This is a genomic window from Leifsonia sp. Soil_N53 (assembly GCF_057655165.1).
This window is the reverse complement of record NZ_JBDGMM010000042.1, coordinates 23,701-48,651: the sequence shown is the minus strand read 5'-3', so window position 1 is coordinate 48,651 and position 24,951 is coordinate 23,701. Positions and strand designations below refer to the sequence as shown.

Below are 24,951 nucleotides of genomic sequence, written 5' to 3'. Positions count from 1 at the left end.
GGGTCAGGCCTCCGTCTGGCGGGTGCGCGGGTCGAGGATGGCGTAGGCGATGTCCGCGATGATGTTCGCCACCAGCACGGCCAGGACGAGCACGAGGAAGATGCCCTGCATCAGCGCGTAGTCCTTCGCGTTGGTCGCGTTGAGCAGCAGCAGGCCGATGCCGGGGTAGGAGAACACCATCTCCATCACGATCGTGCCGCTGACGATGAAGCCGAGCGCCAGCGCGAAGCTCTGGATCTGCGGCAGCACCGCGTTGCGGGCCGCGTAGCGCCACAGCACCCGCCGCTCCGGCATGCCCTTCGCCTGCGCCACGGTGATGTAGTCCTCGTCGAGCACGGTGAGCATCATGTTGCGCATGCCGAGCACCCAGCCGCCGATCGAGACGACGACGATGGTGGCCATCGGCAGGGCGGCGTGCGAGACCACCTGGCCGATGAAGTCGGCGTTCCAGCCCGGGTCGACGCCCAGCTCGTAGGCGTGGCCGGCCGGGAACCAGCCGAGCGTGGTCGAGAAGATGGCGATGAAGATCAGGCCGAGCCAGAAGTACGGGATCGTGCCGAGGAACGTCGTCACCGGGATGAAGACGTCCAGCGGGCCGCCGCGCTTCCAGCCGATCACCGCGCCGAGGCTCGTCCCGATCAGGAACGAGATGACCGTGGCGAAGCCGACCAGCCCGAGCGTCCACGGCAGGGCGGAGGCGATCGCGTCGCCGACCGGCGCCATACCGGTCGAGATCGAGACGCCCAGGTTGCCGTGCAGCAGCATGTTCCAGTAGTCGAGGTACTGCTGCCACAGCGGCACCGACTTGTCGACGCCGAAGAGCAGCCGGAGCGCCTTCGCAGCGTCGGGGGTCAGCTGACCCTGGCTGCGCGCCATGTACGCGGAGACCGCGTCGCCCTTCATCAGGCGCGGGATGAAGAAGTTGATGGTGATCGCCGCCCAGAGGGTGAACACGTAGAACGCCACCCTCCCGCCGATGAAACGCCACGGGACGCGGACGCCCGCACGCTCGGCCCGGGCGGCGCTCGTGCCGACGAGGGTGGGATCGACAGCCGACTCAGCGCTCACAGCGCACCTCCTGCAGTCTGCCCGGACAGGGCACCGAAGTGCTTCTCGGGATCGGGGGACGCGGCGCGCAGCTCGCGCGTGTAGGGGTCCTGCGGGCGCAGGATCACGTCGTCGGCCGGCCCGTGCTCGACGATCCGGCCCTGGTTGAGCACGATGATCTCGTCGCTGAAGTGCCGGGCGGTGGCCAGGTCGTGGGTGATGTAGAGCACCCCGAGGCCTTCCTCCCGCTGCAGGTCGGCGAGCAGGTTCAGCACGCCGACGCGCAGCGAGACGTCGAGCATGGAGACCGGCTCGTCGGCCACGAGCAGCGCCGGCCGGGAGGCCAGGGCGCGCGCGATGGCGACGCGCTGGCGCTGGCCGCCGGACAGCTCGTGCGGGCGGCGGTCGATCACGGCGTCGGCGTCCAGCTGGACGCGCTGCAGCAGGCGGCGCACCTCGTCGTCCACCTCGGCGCGCGGGACGACGCGGTCCAGCCGGAGCGGGCGTTCGATGTGGTGGCGGATCGAGTGCGAGGGGTTCAGCGAGGCGAACGGGTCCTGGAACACCATCCGCAGCTGCTGGCGGTACTGGCGCAGCCGCTTTCCCGACCGCGGGATGGGAGCGCCGTCCAGCAGCACCTGGCCGCTGGTCGGCGTCTCCAGCTGGGTCAGGATCTTCGCGATCGTGGACTTGCCGCTGCCCGACTGGCCGACGAGGCCGATCGTCTGCCGCCGGCCCAGCGTGAAGCTGACGTCGTCCAGGGCCTTCAGCTGCCCGGAACCGCGGACGTTGTAGATCTTCGTGACGTTGCTGAACTCGAGCGTGGTCATCGGACGACCACTCCTCTCTCGCCGGTGAGCCGCGGGAACGACTGCAGCAGCTTCTGTGTGTACTCGTGCTGCGGGTCGGTCCAGATCTGCTGCGCGGTGGCCAGCTCCACGATCTCGCCCTCCCGCATGATCGCGATCCGGTCGCTGATCTCCAGCAGCAGCGGGAGGTCATGGGTGATGAAGACGACGGAGAAGCCGAACTCGTGGCGGAGCTGGGAGATCTGCTTGAGGATCTCGCGCTGCACCAGCACGTCCAGCGCGGTCGTCGGCTCGTCCATCACCATCAGCTGCGGCCGGAGCGCGAGGGCCATGGCGATCATGACCCGCTGCCGCATCCCGCCGGAGAGCTCGTGGGGGTACGAGCGCGCCCGCTGGCCGCCCACCTTCACGATCTCCAGCAGCTCGGCCACCGCAGCGCGGCGCTCGGAGCGGCTCATCCCGGGCCGGTGCACCTGGAAGACGTCCTCGAGCTGGGAGCCGATGGTGGCCACCGGGTTGAGCGCGTTCATGGCGCCCTGGAAGACCATGGAGATCTTGTCCCAGCGGAAGCGGCGCATCTGCTCCGCGTCGAGGGCGTTGATGTCGATGTCCTCGCCGCTGTCGTCGTGGAAGACGACGCTGCCGCTGGTGATCACCGCCGGGGGCTTGAGCAGGCGCTGCACCCCGTAGGCGAGCGTGGTCTTGCCGCAGCCGCTCTCGCCGGCGAGGCCGACGATCTCACCGCGCTTGATGTCGAGGGAGACGTTCTTGACCGCCGGGACCGGCGGGTCGACGTCGTACACGACCGAGAAGTCGCGTACGGAGAGGAGGGAGTCTGTCATGGGGGCGTCGCTTTCCTGCTGTCCGCGGGCCGTCCGGGGTGGACGCCGGCACGAGTGCCGACGTCCACCCCGGACGTGCTCGGTGTAACTACTTGCCGGCGGGCTTCAGGTTCATCAGCACCTGGACGGCCGACGGCTGCGTCGGGTCGGCGGTGGCGTACTGGTCCTTCTCGCTCGGCCAGCCGACGAACTTCCGGGTGTTGTACTCGGCGAGCTGCGGGTGGGTTCCGATCGGGATGGCCGGGACGTCGTCCACGAAGATCTTCTGCAGCTTGTTCAGCGCGGCCGTGCGGGCGCCGTCGTCGGACGCCTGCGCGTACTCCTTGAGCAGGGCCGTGGCCTCCGGGTTGCTGTAGCGCCCGAAGTTGTCCGAGACCTTGCCGTCGGCGGCCTGGTCGATGTAGCTGCTGTTCATCACGTCGTCGTAGATGTGCCACGGGTTCGAGCCGGAGCCGGTCCAGTGCAGCACGGCGTCGAAGTCGCCCGAGGCCACGTTGGCGAACCAGGTGTCGGCGTCGGGCGTCGCGACCTTCGCGTCGATGCCGAGCGTGCTCTTCAGCTGAGTCGCGACCAGCTGGATGCCGGTGACGTAGTCGTTCCAGCCCTGCGGGTCCTGCAGCGTGAAGGAGACCGGCTTGCCGGACGGGTCGGTCAGTGCGCCGTCCTTCCAGGTGTAGCCGGCGTCGGTGAGGATCTTCTTCGCGCCGTCGACGTCGATCTTGAACGTCTGGTCCTTGTACTCCGACGCGATGTACTGGTCGCCGGTCGGCTGCGGGATGCCCGTGACGTTGGTCAGCTCGGGACCGGCGTTGCTGCGCGCCTTCTCGGCGTGCGCCTTGCGGTCGATGACCAGGTTCACGGCCTTGCGGAGCGCGACGTCGTTGAACGGCGCCTTGGCCGTGTTGACGACGATCATGTCCGGGCTCAGGACGTTGGCGCCCCAGAAGACGTTGTGCTTCGGGTCCTTGTCCACGTAGTTCTTCTGGTAGTCCGTGATGAAGATCTGCGCCCAGTCGGTCTCGCCGCTCTGCAGCGCGCGGAGGAGGCCGGTGTTGTCGTTGTACTCGAGGTACTTCAGCTGGGCCACCGGGACCGTGCCGCCCCAGTAGTCCTTGCGCGCCTGGAGGACGACGCCCTGCGAGGAGAAGCTCTTGATCGTGTACGGGCCGGTGCCCACTGCCTTGGCGACCGGGTCCTTCGTCGGGTCGGCGACGCCCTTCCACTGGTGCTCGGGGACGATCGGGACCTGCAGCACGTCGCCCTGCTTGACGAACTTCGACTCGCTGAAGTCCAGGACCACGTTGTCGCCGTCCTTCTTGACCTCGGTCAGCTTGAGGCCGCCCAGGTCGAGAGCCGGGGTGTTCTTGATCAGGTTGTAGGTGAAGACGATGTCGTCGGCGCCGAACGCCTTGCCGTCGCTCCACGTGACGTTCTTGCGGGGGGTGACGGTGAGCTGCGTGTAGTCCGCGTTCCACTGGACCTTGGAGGCGAGCCACGGGGTGGTCTCGTTCTTGCCGACCGGGTTGACGATCGCCAGGGGCTCGTAGATCATCCGGTCGTAGCCGAGCGACATGCCGGAGCCGGTGGTGATGAACGGGTTGTTGATCTGCGTCGCCAGGATGGCCGCGCCGTCCGGCTTCGCGACGGTGAGCGAACCGCCGCTCGCGCTGCTCGCGCCCGACTTGGCGTCGGACGAGCAGCCGGTGAGTGCGATGGCGCTGAACGCGGCGATCGCGGTCGCCGTGATGACGTACTTTTTAAGCCTCATTGCTTCTCCTTCGTGGCGGGCACATCCGTTGTGCCCTGGTGCTGCGGAATGTCGGCTGACGATAACTTGCTTACTGGTCAGAAAGCAAGTTGGTTGAGGTGAGGTTACTCACTGGTAAGCTCGGCCGCAACCAGCACGGCAGGAGCGACGGAAATGGCCAGCAGCGGCACCGGCACCAGCACCGGCACCGGCACGCGCCCGGAGACCGAGCGCAAGCGCAAGGACATCCTGCGCGCAGCGATCGAGACCTTCGGCACGAAGGGGTCGACCAACGGCACGCTCGCGGACATCGCCGAGCAGGTCGGGATGACCCACGCCGGCGTCCTGCATCACTTCGGCTCCAAGCAGAACCTGCTGCTGGAGGTGCTCGAGTTCCGCGACCAGGACGATGTCGCGCACCTCGCCGACCGCCACATCCCCGGCGGCCCTGCGCTGTTCGCGCACCTCGTCGCGACCGCGCAGCGCAACGCCCTCCGCCCCGGCATCGTGCAGGTCTACACCGTGCTCTCGGCCGAGGCGGTCACCGACGACCACCCGGCGACGGCGTACTTCCAGGACAGGTACCGGACGCTCAGGCGCGAGATCGACGACGCCTTCCGGGAGCTCTGCGCCCAGGAGGGCGTCACCGACCCCGACACGATCGACCGGGCGGCCGCCGCGATCCTCGCCGTCATGGACGGCCTGCAGCTCCAGTGGCTGCTGGAGCCCACGGCGGTCGACCTCGCGGGGGCGAGCGAGTTCGCCATCCAGGCGATCGTGAACGGGGTGCTGAATCCGGGCGCGGGGCTGGATTCGTACGTGCGCGACGCCTGAGCGACGAAGGTCGGCCTCCTCCTCCAACGTTGTAAAGTCGTTTCCTGGCAGAATTCGCAGGCGGGCCCGTTTGACACGGTCGGATCCGCTCGGCGATCATTCTTGTACAACGTTGTAAACGCCGCCATCGCGCGAAGACCGAGGAAGCAGACATGCCTGAAACCCACATCGCCCTCGACCGCTCCAGCCGGGTCGCCACGATCGACCGCCGCATCTTCGGCTCGTTCGTGGAGCACCTCGGCCGCTGCGTCTACGACGGCATCTACGAGCCGGGGCACCCGACCGCGAACGAGGACGGCTTCCGCCTCGACGTGGTCGAGCTGGTCAAGGAGCTCGGCGCGACCACCATCCGCTACCCGGGCGGCAACTTCGTCTCCGGCTTCCGCTGGGAGGACAGCGTCGGCCCGCGCGAGCAGCGCCCGGTGCGCCGCGACCTGGCCTGGCACTCGCTGGAGACCAACCAGGTCGGCCTGGACGAGTTCTCGCGCTGGCTGAAGCTCACCGGCTCGGAGCTCATGCTCGCGGTCAACCTCGGCACCCGCGGCATCGACGAGGCGCTCGACCTCCTGGAGTACGCCAACCACCCGTCCGGCACCGCGCTCAGCGACCAGCGCATCGCGAACGGCACCGTGGAGCCGCACGACATCCGGATGTGGTGCCTCGGCAACGAGATGGACGGCCCCTGGCAGACCGGCTACATGACCGCCGACGACTACGGCAAGCTCGCCGCCCGCACCGCCCAGGCGATGAAGGCGGCCGACCGCCACCTCGAGCTCGTCGCGTGCGGGTCCTCCGGCTCCGGGATGCCGACCTTCGGCGACTGGGAACGCACCGTGCTGGAGCACGCGTACGACAACGTCGACTTCATCTCGGCGCACGCCTACTACCAGGAGCGCGGCGGCGACCTCGGGTCGTTCCTGGCCTCCTCGGTGGACATGCAGTACTTCATCGACACCGTCGTCGCGGCGGCCGACCACGTCGGGAGCAAGCGCAAGAGCGCCAAGAAGATCGCCATCTCGTTCGACGAGTGGAACGTCTGGTACCTGGACGAGCACCAGGCCTCCCAGGAGGTCAACGACGAGTGGCGCGTCGCCCCGCGGCAGCTGGAGGACGTCTACTCGGTGGCCGACGCCGTGGTGGTCGGCAACCTCCTGATCACGCTGCTGAAGAACCACGACCGGGTGCGCAGCGCCTCGCTCGCCCAACTCGTCAATGTGATCGCGCCGATCATGACCGAGCCGGGCGGCGCGGCCTGGCGGCAGACCACGTTCTTCCCGTTCTCGGTCACGAGCCGGCTCGCGCGCGGCGAGGTGCTGCGGCTGGCCGTGCGCACGGGCAGCTACGACACGGCGGTGCACGGGACGGCGGACCTCGTGGACGCCGTGGCGACCCACGACGCCGAGACCGGCTCGTCCGCGGTGTTCCTAGTCAACCGGAGCCTCACCGAGTCGGAGACGGTCACGATCGACGTCCGCGACCTGGGCGCGACCGAGGTGCGCGAGGCGCTGAGCCTGTTCGACGACGACGTGTACGCGAAGAACACGCTCGCGGAGCCGGAGCGCGTGGGCCTGCGCGCCAACTCGACGGCGTCCCTCGCCGACGGCGTGCTGACCGTCGAGCTGCCGCCCGTCTCCTGGACGGCGGTCGCGCTGGGCTGATCACCGGCTGGGCCGAGGGGCACTCCGCGTGCCCCTCGGCCGTTCCGGAGTTGGCCGCCGCCTGCGCGGCATGTTAGATATGTACGATGACCGGCAAGATGTTCTCGCAGCTGTGCGCCACCGTGGCGCTGGCCGCCGTGACCGTCCTGATCGGCCGCTCGATGCACGACCTCGCGACGGCGATCCTGTTCGCCGTCGGGGTGCTCGCCACCATCCTGTCCGCCTTCCGGGTCCGCTCGCTGCGCGCGAAGCACCTCGCCGAGGTTCAGCGCCGTGTCCCCCAAAATGCCGCTACAGACGACGACAGGAATCCGTCAAGCTCTAAACGATGAGCAGGCAGCAGCAATCGGGGGTCGGCACGGACGTGGCGAAGGAGACTGTCCTTCGACCGTTCCGGGATCTGTTCACGCGCGGCCTCACGGCCGTCCTCGCCCTCACGACGCCGGTCTTCGCTGTGCTGTACTGGCTCACCATCCCGGACGGCGCCTGGACGTACGTCCTCTTCGCCCACCTGGCCGTCGTGCTGGCGACCATCGTGGGCGTGTACGCGTTCCTCAGCGCAACGATCACGCTGCGGGAGGGCGGGGTCAGGGAACGCGGCTTCTTCGGCGAGGTCCGGTTCGTCCGGCCCGCCGACGTCGGGTCCATCCTGATGGTCCGGCTGTACGACGGCAGCACCCTCGACACGCTCCCCCAGCTCTTCGTCGTCGGGAACGACGGCCGGATGCTCATCCGGATGCGCGGGCAGTTCTGGTCGACGGAGGACATGGAGCGGGTCGCAGAGGAGCTCGACGTACCGGTGACCCGGCCCGAGGACTTCATGACCATGACGCAGCTCCGGCGCCGCTCGCCCGAGCTGCTGTACTGGTTCGAGCGGATGCCGCGGTTCCGCTGACGGCGACTCGCTCGCCTGCGGCTCAGACCTCCGCGTCGGTCGCGATCGCGAGTGCCGGCCCGTCTGGACGGCTGGAGGGCAGCTCCCGGAAGCCGAGCCGGCGATAGAACGCCAGCGCGCCGGTGTTAGTGGGCGACACCCGGAGGTAGACGCCCGGGACGCCGCGCTCACGGAGGGCGGCCAGGAGCTCCCGGATGAGGCGGCGGCCGAAGCCGCGGCGCTGGAGCTCCGGCAGCAGGTCGATGTGCAGGTGGGCCGGATACCGGTCGGCCTCGGGCACGATCGACTCGTGCTGGTCCAGCCCATCGCCGATGGCCTCCCGCTCCTCCGCGGTGGGCGCCGCGTCGAGCGGATGACGCTCGCGGAAGCCGGGCAGCCATTGCTCGTCGTACCAGTCGGCGTACGCCCTGCTGTCCGCCACCGCGATCACGTAGCCGGCCACGCGCTCGCCCGTGTCGACCACGAACGCCAGATCGGGCTGGTACTCCAGGTAGGGCCCGGCGAAGACATCGGGCAGGAGGTCGTCGTCCGAGTAGAGCCCGCTGGCGTCGGCGCCGCCCGCGCCGGTCCGGACGCAGACGTCGTAGACGTCCGCGCGGTCGGCCGGGCGGTACAGGCGGATCGACGTCACCGTGCCAGTATGGCAGCGTGAGCCCGTCCGCCCCCGCCGGGCCGCTGAGCGGCGGTCCCGATCCCGACGCGCTGCTCGCACCCTGGCGAGCCCGCTGGGCGCTGGCGCCGGATGGCCCCGCGTTCGCGACGGCGTCGAGCGTGCTGCAGCCGGTCTCGCTGGGAGGCCGCGCCGCGTTCCTCAAGCTGGCGACGGCAGCCGAGGAGGCTGCAGGCGGGCGTGTCCTGCGCTGGTGGGACGGACGCGGCGCAGCTCCGGTGCTGGCCGCCGAGGGCGACGCGCTGGTCCTCGCGCGCGCCTCAGGCGACGGCGACCTCGCGGCGTCGGCGGCCTCCGGCGCGGACGGCGACGACGAGGCGACCCGTATCCTCTGCCGCGCGGCGCTGCGGCTGCACCGGATCGACGATCGGCCCCGCCCGGACGGCCTCTTCGACCTCCGACGCTGGTTCGCGGAGCTGTTCGAGCACGCCGCCGCGCACCCGCATGCCCACGGCGGCATGTTCGTGCGCGCGGCGGCGGAGGCCCGCGCGCTGCTGGCCACCCCAGAGGGCGATGTCGTGCTGCACGGCGACCTCCACCACGGCAACGTGCTCGACTTCGGCGGCGACGGCTGGCTGGCGATCGATCCCAAGCACCTGCACGGCGACCCGGCGTTCGACTTCGCCAACATCCTCTGCAACCCGGACGTGGCGGTGGCGCTGGCTCCGGGACGGCTGGAGCGGGCCGTGGCCGTCATCGGCGCGGAGACGGGGATCGGCGAGCGGCGGATGCTGCGCTGGGCGCTCGCCTGGGCCGGCCTTTCGGCGGCGTGGTCGGAGCGGGGCGGCGGCGACGCGGCGATCGCCGTCGGCGTGGGGCTGCGGGCGTCGCGAGCGCTGAGCTCGCGCTCCGGCGGCTAGGCCTTCGCGGCTAGGTCTTCGCCGGGGCCCTGCTCAGAATGAACGGGTGCGGCCGGAGGCCCTCCTCGGCCAGCTTGTACGCGAGCGGAGCCCACACGATGACCGCGACGCCGGCACCGAGCAGGATGCCGCCGATCGTGTCGCTCAGCCAGTGCGCGCCGAGGTAGGTGCGGCTGACCGCCATGAGGACCGTCCACACGGCCCCGGCGCACCACACCCACACCCTCGGGAAGAGGATCGCGAACACGACCGCCATCGTCGCCGCGTTGGCCGTATGCCCGGACGGGAATGAACCCGTGTCGGAGACGACCAGGATCTCCGTCGGCCGTGCGCGTCCGACCGTGTGCTTGAGGACCTGCACGCAGATCACCGACGCCGCGCTCGCGATCGCGAAGTAGCCGGCGCCCCACGGCCTCCGGAAGGCCAGGAGCGTCAGGAAGATCAGCACCGGGACGACCACCGAGCCGAGGATGCCGCCCCCGACGTAGTTGAAGAACAGGGCGGGCACCGTCCACACCGGCGAGCGGTGCTCGATGACCTCCTCCATCCACGCCAGGTCGACGGCGAACGGCTCGTCGTGCCGGAACACCAGGATCGCGCCGATGGCCAGCACCAGGGCGATCGCGACAGTGGCGGAGATCAGCGGCCAGCGGCGCTGGATCCGCGCGGCGGGGCGGAGCGGCGGAGGCGCGGTCATGCCATCACGGTACCCCGGCCCGCCCTCCCTCAGTGCGCGAGCGCCGGCACGGTCCGCGGGCGCACGATCAGCCACAGCGAGGCGATCGACACCGTCGCGCAGATCGCCATCATCGCGCCCATCGGAGCCGCGCTGCCGGTGCCCAGCAGCCCCACGATCGGCGAGAACACGCCCGCCGAGCCGAAGTTGAGCGCGCCCAGGAGGCTCGCCGCCGTCCCGGCCTCGTGACCGTGGTTGTTGAGCGCCAGCACCTGCACGCACGGGAAGCCGAACCCGCAGGCCGCGATGAAGAACCAGAGCGGGATCGCGACGCCCCAGATGCCGACGTGGGCCTGGTCGAGAACGACGATCGTCAGCGACGCCAGCAGCATCACGATCGTCGAGACCGCGAGGATCCACTGCGGCCCGACGTACTTGGTCAGGCGCGACGCCGACTGGACGCCGATGATGATGCCGATCGAGTTCACCGCGAACAGCAGGCCGTACTCCTGCGGTGTGAACGAGTAGAGACCCTGGAAGATGAACGGGCTCGCCGACAGGTAGGAGAACAGGCCGGTGAAGTTCGCGGCACCGACGATCGCGATGCCTACGAAGACCCGGTCGCTCAGCACGGAGCGGTAGCGCTGCCCGACGGTCGAGTGGCCGGCGTCGCGGCGACGGGCCTTCGGGAGCGTCTCGGCGATCCACAGCGAGACGCACGTGATCACGAACACCCCGTAGCAGGCGAGCACGACGAAGATGCCCCGCCACGGCATCACCAGCAGCAGCCAGGAGCCGAGCACCGGGGCCAGGACGGGCGCGAGGCCGTTGACGAGCGCGAGCCGGCTGAGCATCCGCACGAGCGGGCGGCCGCCGAACAGGTCGCGGACCATCGCCATCGCGACGACACCGCCCGCGGCGGCGCCGATCCCCATCAGCGCGCGGGCGATGCCCAGCAGCTCGACGTTGGGCGCGATCGCCGCGGCGAGACAGGCGAAGATGTGGACGCCGGTGGCGGCGATGAGCGGCACCCGGCGGCCGATCTTGTCCGACCACGGGCCCACCAGGAGCTGACCCAGCCCGAAGCCGATCGTGGTCGCCGTGAGTGTCAGCTGGATGATCGCCGTCGAGACGTTGAAGTCGGTCTCCAGCGTGGGGAGCGCCGGCAGGTACATGTCGATCGTGAACGGCCCGAGTGCGGTGAGCGCGCCGAGGATCAGGATGTACGCCAAGCGCTGACGGCCGGTGAGCGAGTCGCCGGGATGCACCACGGTGGTCACGAAAAGAGTCCTTCTGCTGGAGGGCCTGCGGGGAGGGGGTACGCGCCCGGCGCTGGACGCAAAACGACAGCACCGCGACGGGTCGCGGTGCTGGAAGCCGCCCGTTCGAATCGATTCGACCTTGGGCGCAGGTCTAAGCTTACAGCCTCCGCGGCACAAATGTGAACGTGCGCATCCCCCCATTTTCGCGGGCCACCCCGTCGCCCCACGTATCCGGGGCCGACGGCGTCGCTACGCCGCGGAGGGGGACGCGAGAAGCGGTGCGAAAGCCAGTTCGGCGGCGCCGATCATGAGGATGTCGCTGCCGAGCGCGGCGCGCGTGATCGTCAGGGTCTCGACGGAGGCGGCCAGCGCCTGAGCGGCGACGAGCTCGGGCAGGCGGCCCGGCGCCAGCTCGTGCAGCGCTCCCAGGAAGCCACCGAGCACGATCCGCTCCGGATCGAAGACGTTGGTCGCGTTGCGCAGCGCGACCGCGAGGAAGCCGAGCTGGCGGTCCACCTCCGCGAGCACGGCCGCGTCGCCCGCCGCGACCGCCGCAGTGAGCGCCCGGGAGAGCTCGTCGGGGTCGGCGGACACCAGGCCGAGCACCCCCAGCAACGCGCGCTGGCTCACCTCGGTCTCCAGGCAGCCGATCGCGCCGCAGTGGCAGCGCACGCCGACCGAGTTCACCAGGGTGTGACCGAGCTCGCCGGCGTACCCGCTGATGCCGGTCAACGGCCTCCCGCCGACGATGACGCCCGCGCCGATGCCGGACGCGCCGCCGTTGACGTAGACGAGGTCCTCGGCGCCCTTGCCCGCGCCGAACAGGCGCTCGGCGTTGGCGCCCAGGCGGGCGTCGTTGGCGGCGGCCACCGGATAGCCGGTCGCCTCGGCGAGCTCGGCCGCGAACGGCTCCTCGGCCCATTCCAGGTGCGGGGCGAGCCGGACCACGCCGTCCTCCTCGCGCACGAGGCCCGGCATCGCGACGCCGATGCCGACGATCCGGGAGGCCGCGGCCAGCTCGGGCCGCAGCCCGTCGATCACGGCCGAGGCGATGGCCGCGGCCTCCTGCGCGGTCGGCACGTGCCCGGTGGGATAGCGCACCCGCCGGTGCACCTGTGCGTCGAGCCCGACGATGCCGACGGTGACGGCGTCGACCTCCGGGTTCACGGCGAGCGCCACGACCCGGCCGTCGGCGGCGACCACCGGCGACGGCCGCCCGACCCGGTTGCTGGTCTCCGGCTCGCGCTCGCGCACCAGCCCCAGGTCGGCCAGCTCGCCCACGAGCGCGCCGATGGTCGACCGGTTCAGCCCGGTGGCCTGCGTGAGCGCCGAACGCGCCAGCGGGCCGCCGCGGTGCACCATTCCGAGCACGGCGGAGAGGTTGTGCCTCCGCACCGTGTCGAGGTTCGTCCCCGCAGTCGTTCCGCCGTTCATGGTCCCGGTCACTGTATTACAGGTCGAGGGGTCGGCCGGACCTCACGGGGTCACCGGGGCCTCACGAGGTCACCGAGCCGTCACCACGTCTCGAGCCGTCACCACGTCTCGGGTCGCGACCCCAGCGGCACCGCCTCCGGCCGCTCGACCGTGGAGGTCAGCGTCACGACCTCGTGCCGGGCGCCCGCGGTGAGCACGGCCTCCATGATCTCGAGCACGTGGAACGCGAGCTCGCCCGACGCGCGGTGCGGCCGGCCGGTCTCGATCGCGCGGGCGAGGTCGGCCAGGCCGAAGCCGCGGCCCGCGTCGGCGTACCCGCCGGCGACCTCCACCTCGCGGAACTCGCGGTCGTCCGCGGTCGCGATGAGCACCGGATCCGAGAAGTGGTTGGGGTCGGGCACGGCGAGCGTCCCCGCGGTGCCGAACACCTCGAACAGCGGCGCACGGGAGGCCCACACCTCGAACGACACGGTCACCGTCGAGACCACGCCGGAGGCGTGCTCGAGGATCGCCGTCACGTGCGTCTCCACGTCCACGGGCACAGCGGCGCCCGCGTTGGGGCCGGTGGCGATGGTGCGCTCGCGCTCCGTCCGCCTGGTCGCCCCGGAGACACGCACGACCGGCCCGAAGAAGGTCACGAGCGAGGTCAGGTAGTACGGCCCCATGTCGAGCAGCGGGCCGCCTCCCGGCTGGTAGTAGAACGCGGGCGCGGGATGCCACAGCTCGTGCCCGGGCGCGGTCCACGCCACGGCGGCGCCGAACGGCACGCCGATCCGGCCCTCGTCGAGCACGGCGCGCGCGGTCTGGATTCCGGTGCCGAGCACCGTGTCCGGCGCGCAGCCCACCCGGAGGCCGAGCTCGTCGGCGCGCTCCAGCACGGGCGCCGCCTCGGCGGTCGTCAGCGCGAGCGGCTTCTCGCCGTAGACGTGCTTGCCCGCGGCGAGCGCGCGCAGGGCGACGTCCGCGTGAGCCAGCGGGATGGTCAGGTTGAGCACGACATCCACCTCGGGATGCGCGAGCAGCTCGTCCACGCTCATCGCCTCGACGCCCTGCTCAGCGGCGACGGCCCTCGCCCGGTCGAGGTCGAGGTCGGCCACCGCGTGCAGGCGCAGGTTCGGCAGTTTCGGGAACTCAGCGAAGTACTGCGCCGAGATGACGCCGACTCCGATCACTCCGACGTTCAGCGTGCTGCCCACAGCAGCCCCCTCTCGATGATGGTGCGCACGGGCTGGCTCTCGACGATCTCCAGCCGGTGACCCGGCGCGGAGACGAAGATGCGGCCCTTGCCCCACTGGCGCGTCCAGATGGCCGGTGCGGTGACCGGTCGGTTCCAGGCGTCCCACGGGCGCACGCTCTGCGTGGTCGTGGCCAGGACGTCGTTGTACTCGTCGCTCAGCACCCAGTACTGCTCGGTCACCAGGTCGAAGTCGTCGATCCCCGTGGTGATCGGGTGCGCCTTGCCGTAGTCCGTGATGTGCACGGTGAACGGGATGTAGTTGTCGGACTGCTCGCCGATGCGCTCGGCCGGGTTCTTGCCCGCGTGGTGGGCGAACTGGCCGCCGATCATGTGCAGGTAGTCGGCGTTGTTCCGGTAGGAGTCGGCGATGCCGCCGTGCCAGCCGGCCATCCCGGCGCCGTTCAGGATCGCGCGCTGGAGGCCCGCGAACTCGGCGTCCTCGATGGTGTTCATGGTGTTGATCTGCACGATGAGGTCGACCGTGTCCATGAACGCCTCGTCCGTGTAGACGGCGGTGCTCTCCTCCACCCGCACGGTGAAGCCGTTCTCCTCCAGGAACGGGATGAAGAGGTTGGTGGTCTCGACGGGCATGTGCCCGTCCCAGCCGCCGCGGACGACGAGGGCTTGTCTGGTCATGGTTCCTTCCGGGTGGTACGGGTCAGATGATGCGGCATTCGCGCAGGGTGCGGCGCTCGGCCGGGTGCGGAGCTCAGGAGGTCGGCGTCCAGGCGCTGCCGTCGGCGGCGGACTGCTCGACGGCGGCCAGCACGTGCTGGATGTGGAGGCCGTCCGCGAAGGACGGCTCCGGGTCGGCGCCGCGGGTGACCGCGTCGACGAAGTCCTTGATCTGGTGGCTGAACGCGTGCTCGTAGCCGATCGCGTGGCCGGTGGGCCACCAGTTCGCCATGTACGGGTGCTCGGGCTCGGTCACGATGATCCGCGTGAAGCCCTGTTCCCCCGCGGGCGCTGTGGCGTCGTAGAACTCCAGCTCGTTCATCGCCTCCAGGTCGAAGGCGATCGCGCCGCGGGAGCCGCTCAGCTCGATCCGGAGCGAGTTCTTGCGGCCGGTCGCGTAGCGGGTGGCCTCGAAGGCCCCGATCGCGCCCGCCGCGGCGCCTCCGGTGAGGCGCGCGGTGAACCAGGCGGCGTCGTCCACGGTCACGCGGCCGCGCTCGGTGGAGGCCGTGCCGGAGAGGCCGACCGTCTCGCCCAGCAGCGGGCGCTCCTCCACGAACGTCGCCAGCGTGCCGGAGACCGTCGACAGCTTCGAGCCGGTCAGGTGCTCGACGAGGTCGATCGCGTGCGCGCCGATGTCGCCGAGCGAGCCGGAGCCGGCGGCCTCCTTGTCGAGCCGCCAGGTCATCGGGCCGTCCTCGTCGCGCAGCCAGTCCTGGAGGTAGAGCGCGCGCACCTGGCGGATCGCGCCGAGGCGGCCCTCCTGCACGAGCTGCCGCGCGTAGCCGATCGCCGGGACGCGCCGGTAGCTGAAGCCCACCATCGAGCGCACTCCGCGCGCGGCCGCGCGCTCGGCGGCGGCGACCATCGCCTCCGCCTCCGCCACGGTATTGGCCAGCGGCTTCTCGCACAGCACGTGCTTGCCGGCGTCCAGCGCGGCGATCGCGATCTCGGCGTGCGAGGAGCCGGGCGAGCAGATGTCCACGATGTCGATGTCCGGGTCCTCCACCACGCGACGCCAGTCCGTCTCGGCGTGCTGCCAGCCGAACTTCACGCGGGCGGCCTCCACCCGGTCGCGGTCGCGGCCGACGATCGTGGCCATCACCGGCTCGGCGTCCAGGTCGAAGAACCGCGGTGCGACCCGCCAGCCCTGGGAGTGGGCGGCGCCCATGAAGCCGTAGCCGACCATCGCCACCCGCAGCTCACGTGCCGCTTCCGTCATCCGTCCCCGCTCCTTCGCGTCGTGGGTGTTGTTCCAGTATTCGTGCGTGACGCTAATCGGCGGCCACCGGCGTTCGCAAGTTTCGGCCGTAGCTTGGAAAACTTTCCAGGCCCCGACGGCTCAGCGGCCGCGCGGAGGCGCCGTCGAGTCGCGCACGACCAGCGACGTCGCCAACTCCAGCCGGGTGTTCTCCAGGTCGCCGGCGCGCAGGCGCATCGCCGTGCGCGTCGCGACCTCGGCCATCTCCTGCAGCGGCTGGCGCACGGTCGTCAGCGCGGGCCGCGCCCAGGACGCGGGCGCGACGTCGTCGAAGCCCACGATCGACACGTCGCCCGGCACGTCCAGGCCGAGGGCGAACGCCGCGTCCATCACGCCGAGCGCCTGCAGGTCGTTGCCGCAGACGATGGCGGTCGGGCGGTCGGCGCGGTCGAGCAGCCGGCGGCCCTCGCGCTCCCCGTCGGCGCGGTAGAAGCCGCCCACCCCGGCGAGCGATGGATCGAACGCGAGGCCGGCCTCGGCGAGCGCGGACTGGAACCCGCCAACACGCGCTCGCGAGCACATCAGGTCGGGCGGGCCGGAGACCACCGCGATCCGCTCGTGGCCGAGGTCGATCAGGTGCCGGGTCGCCGTGACGCCGCCCGCCCAGTTGGTCGCGCCGATGGCCGGGACGTCCGGCGGCGGGTCGCCGGCCGGGTCCACCACCACGAACGGGATGTTGCGCGTGCGCAGCCGCTGCCGGTGCTCGGCTGTGAGGTTGGAGAACTGGAGGATCACCGCGACCGGCTTCCGGTTGAGCACGCCGGAGATCCAGTCGCCGCCCGGCTCGAGGTGGTCGCCCAGCGCCGAGAGGGCGAGCACGAAACCGGCCTCCCTCGTGACCCGCTCGACGCCGCGGATGATCTCGACGGACCACTCGCTCAGGAGGTCGGTCACCACCAGCTCGATCAGGCCGCCGCGCTCCGGGAGCGGCCCACGGCGCGCGTAGCCGGAGTCGTGGAGCAGCTCCTCGACGCGCGCCCTGGTCGGCGCCGAGACGCCGGGACGCCCATTGAGGACCTTCGACACGGTGGACAGCGACACCGCCGCCTGCTGCGCGATGGCGTCCAGCGTGGGACGGCTCGGCGCAGCGGTCGGTTCAGGCATGGAGACACTGTGCCACAATGTCGGCCAGGCTTTCGTGCCGTCTCGCGAAAACTTCCGTACTCCCTTCCGGCCCCAAGGAGACCGATGCCGCTCACCGATCTGCCCTTCACCTCCCTCGTCGACTTCCGCCCGGAGGTCGAGGAGCCCGCCGACTTCGACGCCTTCTGGGAGTCCACCCTCGCGGAGTCCCGTGCGGCCAGCGGCGACGTCGTGCTCATACCGGCGACGACGCCGGTGACCCAGCTGATCGTCGAGGACCTCACCTTCCCCGGCTTCGGCGGGGAGCCGGTGCGCGCGTGGGTGTCGCGGCCGCTGCACGCGGACGGCCCGCTGCCGACGGTCGTGCAGTACCAGGGCTACGGCGGCGGGCGCGGCCTCGCGGGCGAGAACGTCGGCTGGGCCCTCGCCGGCTACGTGCACGTCTTCATGGACACCCGCGGCCAGGGCAGCGGCTGGGGCACGGGAGGCGACACGGCCGACCCGCACGGGTCGGGGCCGGCGTCCCCCGGCTACATGACGCGCGGCATCCACGACCCCCGCGCGCACTACTACCGGCGCGTGTTCACCGACGCGGTGCGCGCCGTGGACGCCGCCCGCACGCTGCCGTTCGTCGACCCGGACCGGATCGCGGTGACCGGCGGCAGCCAGGGCGGCGGCATCGCGCTGGCGGCCGGCGCGCTGGCCGGCGTGCAGGCGGTGCTCCCGGACGTCGCCTTCCTGTGCGCGTACCGGCGCGGCACCGACGTCGCGATCGGCGGGCCGTTCCAGGAGCTGGCCACCTACCTGTCGGTGCACCGCGACGAGGTGGACGCGGTCTTCCGCACGCTCTCGTACCTCGACGGCGTGAACTTCGCCCGGCGCATCCACGCCCCGTCGCTGTTCTCGGTCGCGCTGATGGACACGATCGTGCCGCCCTCCACGACGTTCGCCGCCTACAACCACCTGGCCGCGGCGGACCGGGCGATCGAGGTGTACCCGTTCAACGGCCACGAGGGCGGGCAGGCGGCGCACTGGCACAAGCAGGCCGCCTGGCTGGCGGAGCGGATCTGAGCTCCGGCTCCGGAGTGGCGCTCGGCCGCTTCGGCTGGTATAAGTTTAGTGAAACAACAAATCACCGACGACGCTGAAGGAACCTTCCATGAGCCTCACCCCCACCCGCGCCGACAAGTTCTCGTTCGGTCTGTGGACCATCGGCTACAACGGCACCGACCCGTTCGGCGGCCCGACCCGGCCCCAGCTCGACGTCGTTGAGGCGGTGACCAAGCTCAACGAGCTCGGCGCCTACGGCCTCACCTTCCACGACGACGACCTGTTCGCCTTCGGATCGACCGACGCCGAGCGCCAGAAGCAAATCGACCGCCTCAAGCAGGTGCTCGCCGACACCGGCGTCATCGTGCCGATGGTCACCACCAACCTGTTCAGCGCCCCCGTCTTCAAGGACGGCGGCTTCACCTCCAACGACCGCGCCGTGCGCCGCTTCGCGCTGCGCAAGGTCCTCCGCAACCTCGACCTGGCCGCCGAGCTCGGCGCCAAGACGTTCGTGATGTGGGGCGGCCGCGAGGGCGCCGAGTACGACTCGGCCAAGAACATCCAGGCCGCGCTCGAGCGCTACCGGGAGGCCGTCAACCTGCTCGGCGACTACGTCACCGACAAGGGCTACGACATCCGCTTCGCGATCGAGCCGAAGCCGAACGAGCCGCGCGGCGACATCCTGCTGCCGACGCTCGGCCACGCCCTGGCGTTCATCGACTCGCTGGAGCGCCCGGAGCTCGTCGGCGTCAACCCCGAGGTCGGTCACGAGCAGATGGCGGGCCTGAACTTCGCCGCCGGCATCGCCCAGGCGCTCTACCACGGCAAGCTCTACCACATCGACCTCAACGGCCAGCGCGGCATCAAGTACGACCAGGACCTCGTGTTCGGCCACGGCGACCTCCAGAACGCCTTCGCCCTCGTCGACCTGCTCGAGAACGGCGGCCCGAACGGCGGCCCGGCCTACGACGGCCCGCGCCACTTCGACTACAAGCCGTCGCGCACCGAGGACATCACCGGCGTGTGGGACTCGGCCGCCGCGAACATGCGCACCTACCTGCTGCTCAAGGAGCGGGCGGCCGCGTTCCGCGCCGACCCGGAGGTGCAGGAGGCGCTGGAGGCCGCGCGCGTGACCGAGCTGTCGAAGCCGACCCTCGGCGCGGGCGAGAGCTACGACGACCTGCTCGCCGACCGCAGCGCGTACGAGGACTTCGACGCGAGCGCCTACTTCGGCGGCAAGGGCTTCGGCTTCGTGCGCCTGCAGCAGCTCGCCCTCGAGCACCTGCTCGGCGCCCGCGGCTGACCCGACCCGTTGTGTGCCGAGGGGCACGTCGTCGTCACTTCTCCACGAGGAAAGCGACAACGACGTGCCCCTCGGCGGCTGATTCTTGAGAAGTGAGGTGAGTTCGTGACGCTGGTCGCGGGAGTCGACTCGTCGACGCAGAGCTGCAAGGTGGTCGTGCGCGACCTGGAGACGGGTGCGCTGCTGCGCACCGGCCGGGCCACGCACCCGGACGGCACGGAGGTCGATCCGGCCGCGTGGTGGAGCGCGCTGCAGGAGGCCCTGTCGGCCGCCGGCGGCCTCGACGACGTCGCCGCGATCTCCATCGGCGGTCAGCAGCACGGCATGGTCGTGCTGGACGCCGAGGGCCGCGTCATCCGCGACGCCCTGCTCTGGAACGACACCCGCAGTGCGCAGGCCGCCCGCGACCTGATCGACGAGGTCGGCGCCGACGCCTACGCCGAGCGCGTCGGAGTGGTGCCGGTGGCCTCCTTCACGGCGACCAAGCTGCGCTGGCTGCGCGACGCCGAGCCGGAGAACGCGGCGCGGGTCGCCGCGGTCGCCCTCCCGCACGACTGGCTGACCTGGCGTCTGCTTGGCTACGGCCCGGCTGACGAGAGCCCCCTCGGGCCCGACTTGGAGGCGCTGACCACCGACCGCTCGGACGCCAGCGGCACCGCCTACTGGGGCGCGGCCACGGGCGCGTACGACTTCGACCTGTTCGAGCGGGCGCTGGGACGCGCGGGACGGGAGGCCGGCTCGCCGGCGTCCGCCGGCGCGGTCGTCCTCCCCCGCGTGCTCGGCCCCGCGGACTCCGCCGGCCGCACCCCGGCCGGCGTGCTGGTGGGCCCCGGCGCGGGCGACAACGCGGGCGCGGCTCTCGGCCTGGGCGCCGCGGACGGCGACGTGGTCGTCTCCATCGGAACCAGCGGGACGGTGTTCGCCGTGACGGACGCTCCGATCGCGGACGCGACCGGCACGGTGGCGGGCTTCGCGGACGCGGGCGGACTCAACCTCCCGCTGATCGCGACGCTCAACGCCGCGCGCGTGCTGAGCTCGGTCGCCGAGCTGCTCTCGGTGGACTTCGACCAGCTCGCCGAGCTCGCCCTGTCGGTGGAGCCTGGCGCGGAGGGCGTCGTGCTCGTGCCGTACTTCGAGGGAGAGCGCACACCGAACCTGCCGGACGCGACCGCGAGCTTCCACGGACTGAACATCGCGAACACCCGGCCGGCGACCTTCGCGCGTGCCGCCATCGAGGGGATGCTGTGCGGGCTCGCGGACGGCCTCGACGCCGTGCGCGTGGTCGGCGTGCGCGAGAAGCGCATCCTCCTGATCGGCGGAGCGGCGCAGAACCGCGCGGTCGCGGCGATCGCGGCGCAAGTGTTCGACGCACCGGTCGTGGTGCCGGCCCCTGGCGAGTATGTCGCCGACGGCGGGGCCGTTCAGGCGGCGTGGGCGCTGACCGGCGCCCGGCCGTCCTGGACCGTGGAGGCGGCGGCGCCGCTGGCCGTGGACACGCGGCCGGTCATCCGGGAGCAGCGGGCGCTGTACCTGCCGGTGTCGTAACGGAGGAGATCCGGGCAAGACCACCGTGTGATGGCGGTGTGCGGAGGAGATTGGCGCGCTGAGCGGGCTGGTCTCCTCCGTTGTTTGCGGGGTCAGGGCAGCTGGTGGCGGGCCAGGTGGGCTCCGGCGGCGGCGGCCCAGCGGAGCGGGTCGGCGATGGCCGGGGCGGAGCCGCCGGCGAGGTCGGAGAGCGACGCCGCGGCGGCGAAGCCGCGTGGCTCCGCGGCGATCGAGCCGGCGGCCAGGAACGCGGGGATCCCCGCCGCCGCGGCGAGGCCGGCGACGTACTCCGGGACCTTGCCTGCGGCGGACTGGTCGTCGTAACGGCCCTCCCCCGTCACCACCGCATCCGCGGCGGCGAGCACCCCGGGCAGCCCGAGCGCGTCCCCGACCGCGGCCGATCCCGCCGCGATCGTGGCTCCCCAGGCGAGGAGGCCGAACCCTGTCCCGCCCGCGGCGCCGGCTCCCGGCGTCACGGGATCGACAGGCATCCCGGCCTCCCGCAGCACCCGTGCGAGCCGGGCGAGCCCGTCCTCCAGCACCGCGACGTCGGCAGCGGTCGCGCCCTTCTGCGGCCCGAACACCGCGGCCGCGCCGGCCGGCCCGAGCAGCGGGCTCGTCACGTCGCTGAGGATGCGCGCCCCGCCGGGAGGAAGAGCGCGCAGACCGCGCAGATCGGCGCGATCGAGGTCGGCGAGGCCCCGGTTGCCCGGTGCGATGTCGTCGCCGGCGGCGTCGAGCAGGCGGGCGCCGAGTGCGCTCAGCAACCCGGCTCCCCCGTCGGTGGAGGCGCTGCCGCCGATCGCGAGCAGCAGCCCGGTCGCGCCGTCGTCCAGCGCGGCGGCGACCGCCTGGCCGAACCCGGTCGTCTGCGCGTCGAACGGCGCGAGCACCGGCATCAGCCCGATCCCGCTCGTCTCGGCCAGCTCGACCACGGCGGTCCCTTCGGGCAGCAGCAGCCAGCTCGCGTCGCGCGCGGCGCCGTCCGGGCCGGTCACCCGGACATGTGCCCGGGAGGATCCGGGCACGGCGGCCTCGAACGCGTCGATGGTGCCCTCGCCACCGTCGGCCATCGGCGCCAGGACGACGCGATCGCCAGGCCGCACGGACGACCAGCCCGCGGCGAGCGCCGACGCCACCTCGGCCGCGGTCGCGGATCCCTTGAACGAGTCTGGGGCGAAGACGACGGTGCTCATCCCTCTCACCCTGGCACAGAATCCGTCCGGCGACCCCCGCCCACTGGTGCCGCCGCCCTGACCGGACGATTATGTCGCCCATGAACGCGCACCTCGGACCTCGACCCCGACCATGACCACATCACCGGGCCGGGTGCAGGCCGTCTATCTCACGCTCCTCCTCGGCAACACCCTCGCCGCGTCGTTCATCTGGGGCATCAACACCCTGTTCCTGCTGGACGCCGGGCTCACCAACTTCGAGGCGTTCGCCGCGAACGCGTTCTTCACGGCGGGGATGGTGATCTTCGAGATCCCGACCGGCGTCGTCGCCGACACCATCGGGCGGCGCGCCTCCTACCTGCTCGGCACCATCACGCTCTCGCTGTCGACCGCGCTGTACTGGCTGCTCTGGCTGTGGCACTCCCCGTTCGTCTGGTGGGCGCTGGTCTCCATGCTGCTCGGCCTCGGCTTCACCTTCTTCTCCGGCGCGGTCGACGCCTGGCTGGTCGATGCGCTCGCGGTGACCGGGTACAAGGGCAGCCTGGAGACGGTGTTCGGGCGCGGCCTGGTCGTCACCGGGATCGCGATGTTCACCGGATCGGTGCTGGGCGGCGTGATCGCGCAGGCGACCAACCTCGGCGTCCCGTTCCTGCTGCGGGCGGCCGTGCTGGTGCTGATGTTCGTGTTCGCGTTCCTCGCGATGCGCGACCTGGGGTTCACCCCGGACAAGTCGATGGGACCGATCAAGGCGACCAGGAACATCCTCGCCCAGTCGATCGAGCACGGCATGCGCAAGCGCTCGGTGCGCTATGTCATCCTGTCGGCCCCGTTCGCCTCCGGGGTCGGGATCTACGCCTTCTACGCGCTCCAGCCCTACCTGCTCGAACTGTACGGCGACCCCACTGCGTACTCGATCGCCGGTCTCGCGGCGGCCATCCTGTCGCTCGCGCAAGTGGCGGGCGGACTCCTGGCGCCGCGGCTCCGGCGGCTGTTCGCCAAGCGGACGACGACCGTGATCGCCGCTTCTCTGTGCAGCATCGTCGTGCTGGTGGCGCTCGGGCTGACCGCCTTCTTCTGGTTCGCCGTGGTGCTGCTGGTGATCTGGGGCTTCGTGTTCGCGGTGGCGGGACCGGTGCGGCAGGCCTACCTCAACGACATGATCCCGTCGAAGCAGCGTGCGACGGTGCTGTCGTTCGACTCGCTGTTCGGGAGCCTCGGCGGGGTGATCATCCAGCCGGGACTCGGGCGCGCCGCAGACCTGTGGGGGTACGGGACATCGCTCGTCATCGGCGGGGCGATCGAGCTGATCGGGATCCCGTTCCTGCTGGCCAGCCGCCGGCAGGGCGACCCGGCCGACACGGCGGGTGCGCCCGGCGCTGCCGGCGACGCAGGCGAGGCCGGCGAGGCGGAGGCCGCGTCGAGCGCTCCGTGAGGCGCGGCGCGGCGACGGAAGGTCACCGCCGGACGATGCGCCCGCCGCACAGCCATGCCGCCACGCACAGCACCCCGTTCACCGCGAACACCCCGGCGAACGCGGCCGGGGCCGTCGCGCCGCCGAGCGCCGAGAAGGCGATCGCCGTCGTGGCCAGCGCGATCGCGGAGCCGGTCGAGTCGGCGATCGACAGGGCCGAGCTGTTGAAGCCCTGGTCGGCCGGGGTCGAGTACTCCAGGGTGAGCACGCCGAGGCGGGGGTACAGGACGCCCATCCCGAGCCCGGCGAACGCCCAGCCGACGACGACCAGAGCCGGCGAAGCCCCGGTCACCGCCGTCACGAGCAGCGCGGCGATCGCGATGGTCAGGCCGAGCGCTCCGAGGCGGGCGGCGAGGCGGTGGCCGATCGACGGGAACCGGCCCTGCGCCCACGATGCCGCCGCCCAGCTGAGCCCGGCCGCGGTCAGCGCCAGACCCGCCACCGCCGGCGATGCGCCGTACTGGCTGACCATCATGAGCGGGACGTACACCTCCGTCGAGAAGAACGTCCCCGCGACGATCGCGCGCAGCAGCACGACGCTCGGGAGGCCGCGCCGCGCGAGCAGCGTGCCGGCCGGGATCAGCGGCCGCAGCGCGGCGATCGCGACCGCGGCGGCGAACACCGGCACCAGCCACTGCACGGGTCCCCTGGCCTCCGCCGCCAGCGTGAGCGCCAGGACGGCGACCGCCACGAGCGTGGCCAGCCCGGCGCGCGCCAGCTCGCGGCGGCCTCCCGCCGGCCGGTGCTCGGGACCGTGCACGGCGCGCATCGCGGGCACGACCATCAGCATGGCGAGCACCACGAGCGCCACGACCCCGAGGAACACCCAGCGCCAGCCGACGGTCTCGGCGACGGCGCCCGCGATCACGGGGCCGATCAGCGACGGGATGACCCACGCGGCGGCGAAGCCGGCGAAGATGCGGGCGTGCAGCCGCGGCGGGTAGACGCGCGCCACGATCACGTACAGGGCCACCGTGAGCGCGCCGCCGCCGAGCCCGTGGACGAGCCGGCCGGTCACGAACAGTCCCATCGTCGGGGCGAGGCCGGCCAGGATGAGGCCGGCCGCGAACAGCCCGACGGACGCGAACAGCACCGTGCGCGGGTTGCCGCGGTCGCACCAGGTGCCGGCGACCACCATCCCGACGACGCCGACCGCGAGCGGACCGGCGAACGCGAACGCGTACAGTGCGGCGCCGTCGAGCTCGCGGCTGACGGTCGGCATGATCGTGGTGACCGCCAACGCCTCGAAGGCGGCCAGCGTGACGAGCAGGCACATGCCGATGCTCACCCAGCGGTACCGCGGGGCGAGCACCCCCTCCGGTTTGGCGAGGCGCCCGGCCGCGACCGTGGGTCCCCCGTCGGTGCTCATCCCCCGAGCCTACGACCTCCCGGAGCCGACGGCCGAGCAGCGGCGGCC

23 protein-coding genes are annotated in these 24,951 nt (G+C 71.5%); 9 read left to right on the top strand and 14 right to left on the bottom strand.

Features of this window, described 5'->3' with window-relative positions:
- Nucleotides 1–3 precede the first annotated feature (3 nt).
- The 4 genes from AC3A3H_RS04690 to AC3A3H_RS04675 all read right to left on the bottom strand — a co-directional run bounded on the left by AC3A3H_RS04690 (nucleotide 4) and on the right by AC3A3H_RS04675 (nucleotide 4,466).
- On the bottom strand, nucleotides 4–1,068 hold the full coding sequence (locus AC3A3H_RS04690) for an ABC transporter permease (protein ID WP_487613383.1): 1,065 nt from the start codon (nucleotides 1,066–1,068) through the stop codon (nucleotides 4–6).
- Complete coding sequence (locus tag AC3A3H_RS04685) at nucleotides 1,065–1,877, bottom strand: ABC transporter ATP-binding protein (RefSeq protein ID WP_487613382.1); 813 nt, start codon at nucleotides 1,875–1,877, stop codon at nucleotides 1,065–1,067. Before AC3A3H_RS04685 ends, AC3A3H_RS04690 begins: the two co-directional genes overlap by 4 nt.
- Nucleotides 1,874–2,698 carry an ABC transporter ATP-binding protein gene (locus AC3A3H_RS04680; protein ID WP_487613381.1) on the bottom strand — a complete coding sequence of 275 codons (825 nt, stop codon included), beginning with the start codon at nucleotides 2,696–2,698 and terminating at the stop codon, nucleotides 1,874–1,876. The genes AC3A3H_RS04685 and AC3A3H_RS04680 overlap by 4 nt, the downstream gene beginning before the upstream one ends.
- A gap of 88 nt (nucleotides 2,699–2,786) precedes the next feature.
- Nucleotides 2,787–4,466, bottom strand: coding sequence for an ABC transporter substrate-binding protein (locus AC3A3H_RS04675; RefSeq protein WP_487613380.1), 1,680 nt, complete (start codon nucleotides 4,464–4,466; stop codon nucleotides 2,787–2,789).
- Between the two features lie 153 nt (nucleotides 4,467–4,619).
- On the opposite strand from AC3A3H_RS04675, the gene AC3A3H_RS04670 reads away from it, so the two are divergent.
- The 4 genes from AC3A3H_RS04670 to AC3A3H_RS04655 all read left to right on the top strand — a co-directional run bounded on the left by AC3A3H_RS04670 (nucleotide 4,620) and on the right by AC3A3H_RS04655 (nucleotide 7,832).
- A complete protein-coding gene (locus AC3A3H_RS04670) occupies nucleotides 4,620–5,279 on the top strand; it encodes a TetR/AcrR family transcriptional regulator (RefSeq protein WP_487613379.1) in 660 nt (219 codons plus the stop codon).
- 152 nt (nucleotides 5,280–5,431) lie between these two features.
- Complete coding sequence (gene arfA, locus AC3A3H_RS04665; RefSeq protein WP_487613378.1) at nucleotides 5,432–6,937, top strand: arabinosylfuranosidase ArfA; 1,506 nt, start codon at nucleotides 5,432–5,434, stop codon at nucleotides 6,935–6,937.
- Between the two features lie 86 nt (nucleotides 6,938–7,023).
- Nucleotides 7,024–7,269 carry a hypothetical protein gene (locus AC3A3H_RS04660; protein ID WP_487613377.1) on the top strand — a complete coding sequence of 82 codons (246 nt, stop codon included), beginning with the start codon at nucleotides 7,024–7,026 and terminating at the stop codon, nucleotides 7,267–7,269.
- Complete coding sequence (locus AC3A3H_RS04655) at nucleotides 7,266–7,832, top strand: hypothetical protein (RefSeq protein WP_487613376.1); 567 nt, start codon at nucleotides 7,266–7,268, stop codon at nucleotides 7,830–7,832. The genes AC3A3H_RS04660 and AC3A3H_RS04655 overlap by 4 nt, the downstream gene beginning before the upstream one ends.
- A gap of 22 nt (nucleotides 7,833–7,854) precedes the next feature.
- On the opposite strand, the gene AC3A3H_RS04650 is transcribed toward AC3A3H_RS04655, so the two are convergent.
- On the bottom strand, nucleotides 7,855–8,463 hold the full coding sequence (locus AC3A3H_RS04650; RefSeq protein WP_487613375.1) for a GNAT family N-acetyltransferase: 609 nt from the start codon (nucleotides 8,461–8,463) through the stop codon (nucleotides 7,855–7,857).
- 17 nt (nucleotides 8,464–8,480) lie between these two features.
- On the opposite strand from AC3A3H_RS04650, the gene AC3A3H_RS04645 reads away from it, so the two are divergent.
- The gene (locus tag AC3A3H_RS04645) at nucleotides 8,481–9,362 is read left to right on the top strand and encodes an aminoglycoside phosphotransferase family protein (protein WP_487613374.1); all 882 of its coding nucleotides are present in this window, start codon (nucleotides 8,481–8,483) and stop codon (nucleotides 9,360–9,362) included.
- 10 nt (nucleotides 9,363–9,372) lie between these two features.
- Here AC3A3H_RS04645 and AC3A3H_RS04640 read toward each other — a convergent pair whose 3' ends face one another.
- From AC3A3H_RS04640 to AC3A3H_RS04610, 7 genes are all read right to left on the bottom strand, one after another.
- Entirely contained in the window at nucleotides 9,373–10,059 is a 687-nt protein-coding gene (locus AC3A3H_RS04640) for a phosphatase PAP2 family protein (protein WP_487613373.1), read from the bottom strand.
- 29 nt (nucleotides 10,060–10,088) lie between these two features.
- Nucleotides 10,089–11,318: a multidrug effflux MFS transporter gene (locus tag AC3A3H_RS04635; protein WP_487613372.1), complete on the bottom strand. Its 1,230-nt coding sequence runs from the start codon at nucleotides 11,316–11,318 to the stop codon at nucleotides 10,089–10,091.
- 231 nt (nucleotides 11,319–11,549) lie between these two features.
- Nucleotides 11,550–12,734: an ROK family transcriptional regulator gene (locus AC3A3H_RS04630; RefSeq protein ID WP_487613371.1), complete on the bottom strand. Its 1,185-nt coding sequence runs from the start codon at nucleotides 12,732–12,734 to the stop codon at nucleotides 11,550–11,552.
- A gap of 98 nt (nucleotides 12,735–12,832) precedes the next feature.
- Nucleotides 12,833–13,930, bottom strand: coding sequence for a Gfo/Idh/MocA family protein (locus tag AC3A3H_RS04625; RefSeq protein ID WP_487613370.1), 1,098 nt, complete (start codon nucleotides 13,928–13,930; stop codon nucleotides 12,833–12,835).
- Nucleotides 13,915–14,607 (bottom strand): ThuA domain-containing protein, encoded by a 693-nt coding sequence (locus AC3A3H_RS04620; RefSeq protein ID WP_487613369.1) that lies wholly within the window; start codon nucleotides 14,605–14,607, stop codon nucleotides 13,915–13,917. Before AC3A3H_RS04620 ends, AC3A3H_RS04625 begins: the two co-directional genes overlap by 16 nt.
- A gap of 73 nt (nucleotides 14,608–14,680) precedes the next feature.
- Complete coding sequence (locus AC3A3H_RS04615) at nucleotides 14,681–15,868, bottom strand: Gfo/Idh/MocA family protein (RefSeq protein WP_487613368.1); 1,188 nt, start codon at nucleotides 15,866–15,868, stop codon at nucleotides 14,681–14,683.
- Nucleotides 15,869–15,988: 120 nt separating this feature from the next.
- Complete coding sequence (locus AC3A3H_RS04610; protein WP_487613367.1) at nucleotides 15,989–17,011, bottom strand: LacI family DNA-binding transcriptional regulator; 1,023 nt, start codon at nucleotides 17,009–17,011, stop codon at nucleotides 15,989–15,991.
- Between the two features lie 84 nt (nucleotides 17,012–17,095).
- On the opposite strand from AC3A3H_RS04610, the gene AC3A3H_RS04605 reads away from it, so the two are divergent.
- From AC3A3H_RS04605 to xylB, 3 genes are all read left to right on the top strand, one after another.
- Entirely contained in the window at nucleotides 17,096–18,061 is a 966-nt protein-coding gene (locus AC3A3H_RS04605) for an acetylxylan esterase (protein ID WP_487613366.1), read from the top strand.
- An 88-nt stretch (nucleotides 18,062–18,149) separates the two neighbouring features.
- Nucleotides 18,150–19,343, top strand: a complete 1,194-nt coding sequence (gene xylA / locus AC3A3H_RS04600) for a xylose isomerase (protein WP_487613365.1) — start codon at nucleotides 18,150–18,152, stop codon at nucleotides 19,341–19,343.
- Between the two features lie 105 nt (nucleotides 19,344–19,448).
- Nucleotides 19,449–20,888: a xylulokinase gene (xylB, locus tag AC3A3H_RS04595; RefSeq protein ID WP_487613364.1), complete on the top strand. Its 1,440-nt coding sequence runs from the start codon at nucleotides 19,449–19,451 to the stop codon at nucleotides 20,886–20,888.
- A gap of 92 nt (nucleotides 20,889–20,980) precedes the next feature.
- On the opposite strand, the gene AC3A3H_RS04590 is transcribed toward xylB, so the two are convergent.
- Nucleotides 20,981–22,084: a glycerate kinase gene (locus tag AC3A3H_RS04590; RefSeq protein ID WP_487613363.1), complete on the bottom strand. Its 1,104-nt coding sequence runs from the start codon at nucleotides 22,082–22,084 to the stop codon at nucleotides 20,981–20,983.
- 112 nt (nucleotides 22,085–22,196) lie between these two features.
- On the opposite strand from AC3A3H_RS04590, the gene AC3A3H_RS04585 reads away from it, so the two are divergent.
- Nucleotides 22,197–23,495, top strand: a complete 1,299-nt coding sequence (locus AC3A3H_RS04585) for an MFS transporter (protein ID WP_487613362.1) — start codon at nucleotides 22,197–22,199, stop codon at nucleotides 23,493–23,495.
- A 22-nt stretch (nucleotides 23,496–23,517) separates the two neighbouring features.
- Here AC3A3H_RS04585 and AC3A3H_RS04580 read toward each other — a convergent pair whose 3' ends face one another.
- Nucleotides 23,518–24,903 (bottom strand): MFS transporter, encoded by a 1,386-nt coding sequence (locus tag AC3A3H_RS04580; RefSeq protein ID WP_487613361.1) that lies wholly within the window; start codon nucleotides 24,901–24,903, stop codon nucleotides 23,518–23,520.
- Nucleotides 24,904–24,951 lie beyond the last annotated feature (48 nt).

Bases quoted from the DNA above. Each gene is read 5' to 3' on its own strand.
- arfA (WP_487613378.1), top strand. From the start codon at position 5,432: ATGCCTGAAACCCACATCGCCCTCGACCGCTCCAGCCGGGTCGCCACG.
- AC3A3H_RS04630 (WP_487613371.1), bottom strand. From the start codon at position 12,734: ATGAACGGCGGAACGACTGCGGGGACGAACCTCGACACGGTGCGGAGG.
- AC3A3H_RS04675 (WP_487613380.1), bottom strand. From the start codon at position 4,466: ATGAGGCTTAAAAAGTACGTCATCACGGCGACCGCGATCGCCGCGTTC.
- AC3A3H_RS04655 (WP_487613376.1), top strand. From the start codon at position 7,266: ATGAGCAGGCAGCAGCAATCGGGGGTCGGCACGGACGTGGCGAAGGAG.
- AC3A3H_RS04605 (WP_487613366.1), top strand. From the start codon at position 17,096: ATGCCGCTCACCGATCTGCCCTTCACCTCCCTCGTCGACTTCCGCCCG.
- AC3A3H_RS04680 (WP_487613381.1), bottom strand. From the start codon at position 2,698: ATGACAGACTCCCTCCTCTCCGTACGCGACTTCTCGGTCGTGTACGAC.
- AC3A3H_RS04610 (WP_487613367.1), bottom strand. From the start codon at position 17,011: ATGCCTGAACCGACCGCTGCGCCGAGCCGTCCCACGCTGGACGCCATC.
- AC3A3H_RS04580 (WP_487613361.1), bottom strand. From the start codon at position 24,903: ATGAGCACCGACGGGGGACCCACGGTCGCGGCCGGGCGCCTCGCCAAA.
- xylA (WP_487613365.1), top strand. From the start codon at position 18,150: ATGAGCCTCACCCCCACCCGCGCCGACAAGTTCTCGTTCGGTCTGTGG.
- AC3A3H_RS04660 (WP_487613377.1), top strand. From the start codon at position 7,024: ATGACCGGCAAGATGTTCTCGCAGCTGTGCGCCACCGTGGCGCTGGCC.
- AC3A3H_RS04615 (WP_487613368.1), bottom strand. From the start codon at position 15,868: ATGACGGAAGCGGCACGTGAGCTGCGGGTGGCGATGGTCGGCTACGGC.
- AC3A3H_RS04590 (WP_487613363.1), bottom strand. From the start codon at position 22,084: ATGAGCACCGTCGTCTTCGCCCCAGACTCGTTCAAGGGATCCGCGACC.
- AC3A3H_RS04640 (WP_487613373.1), bottom strand. From the start codon at position 10,059: ATGACCGCGCCTCCGCCGCTCCGCCCCGCCGCGCGGATCCAGCGCCGC.
- AC3A3H_RS04685 (WP_487613382.1), bottom strand. From the start codon at position 1,877: ATGACCACGCTCGAGTTCAGCAACGTCACGAAGATCTACAACGTCCGC.
- AC3A3H_RS04670 (WP_487613379.1), top strand. From the start codon at position 4,620: ATGGCCAGCAGCGGCACCGGCACCAGCACCGGCACCGGCACGCGCCCG.
- AC3A3H_RS04585 (WP_487613362.1), top strand. From the start codon at position 22,197: ATGACCACATCACCGGGCCGGGTGCAGGCCGTCTATCTCACGCTCCTC.
- AC3A3H_RS04620 (WP_487613369.1), bottom strand. From the start codon at position 14,607: ATGACCAGACAAGCCCTCGTCGTCCGCGGCGGCTGGGACGGGCACATG.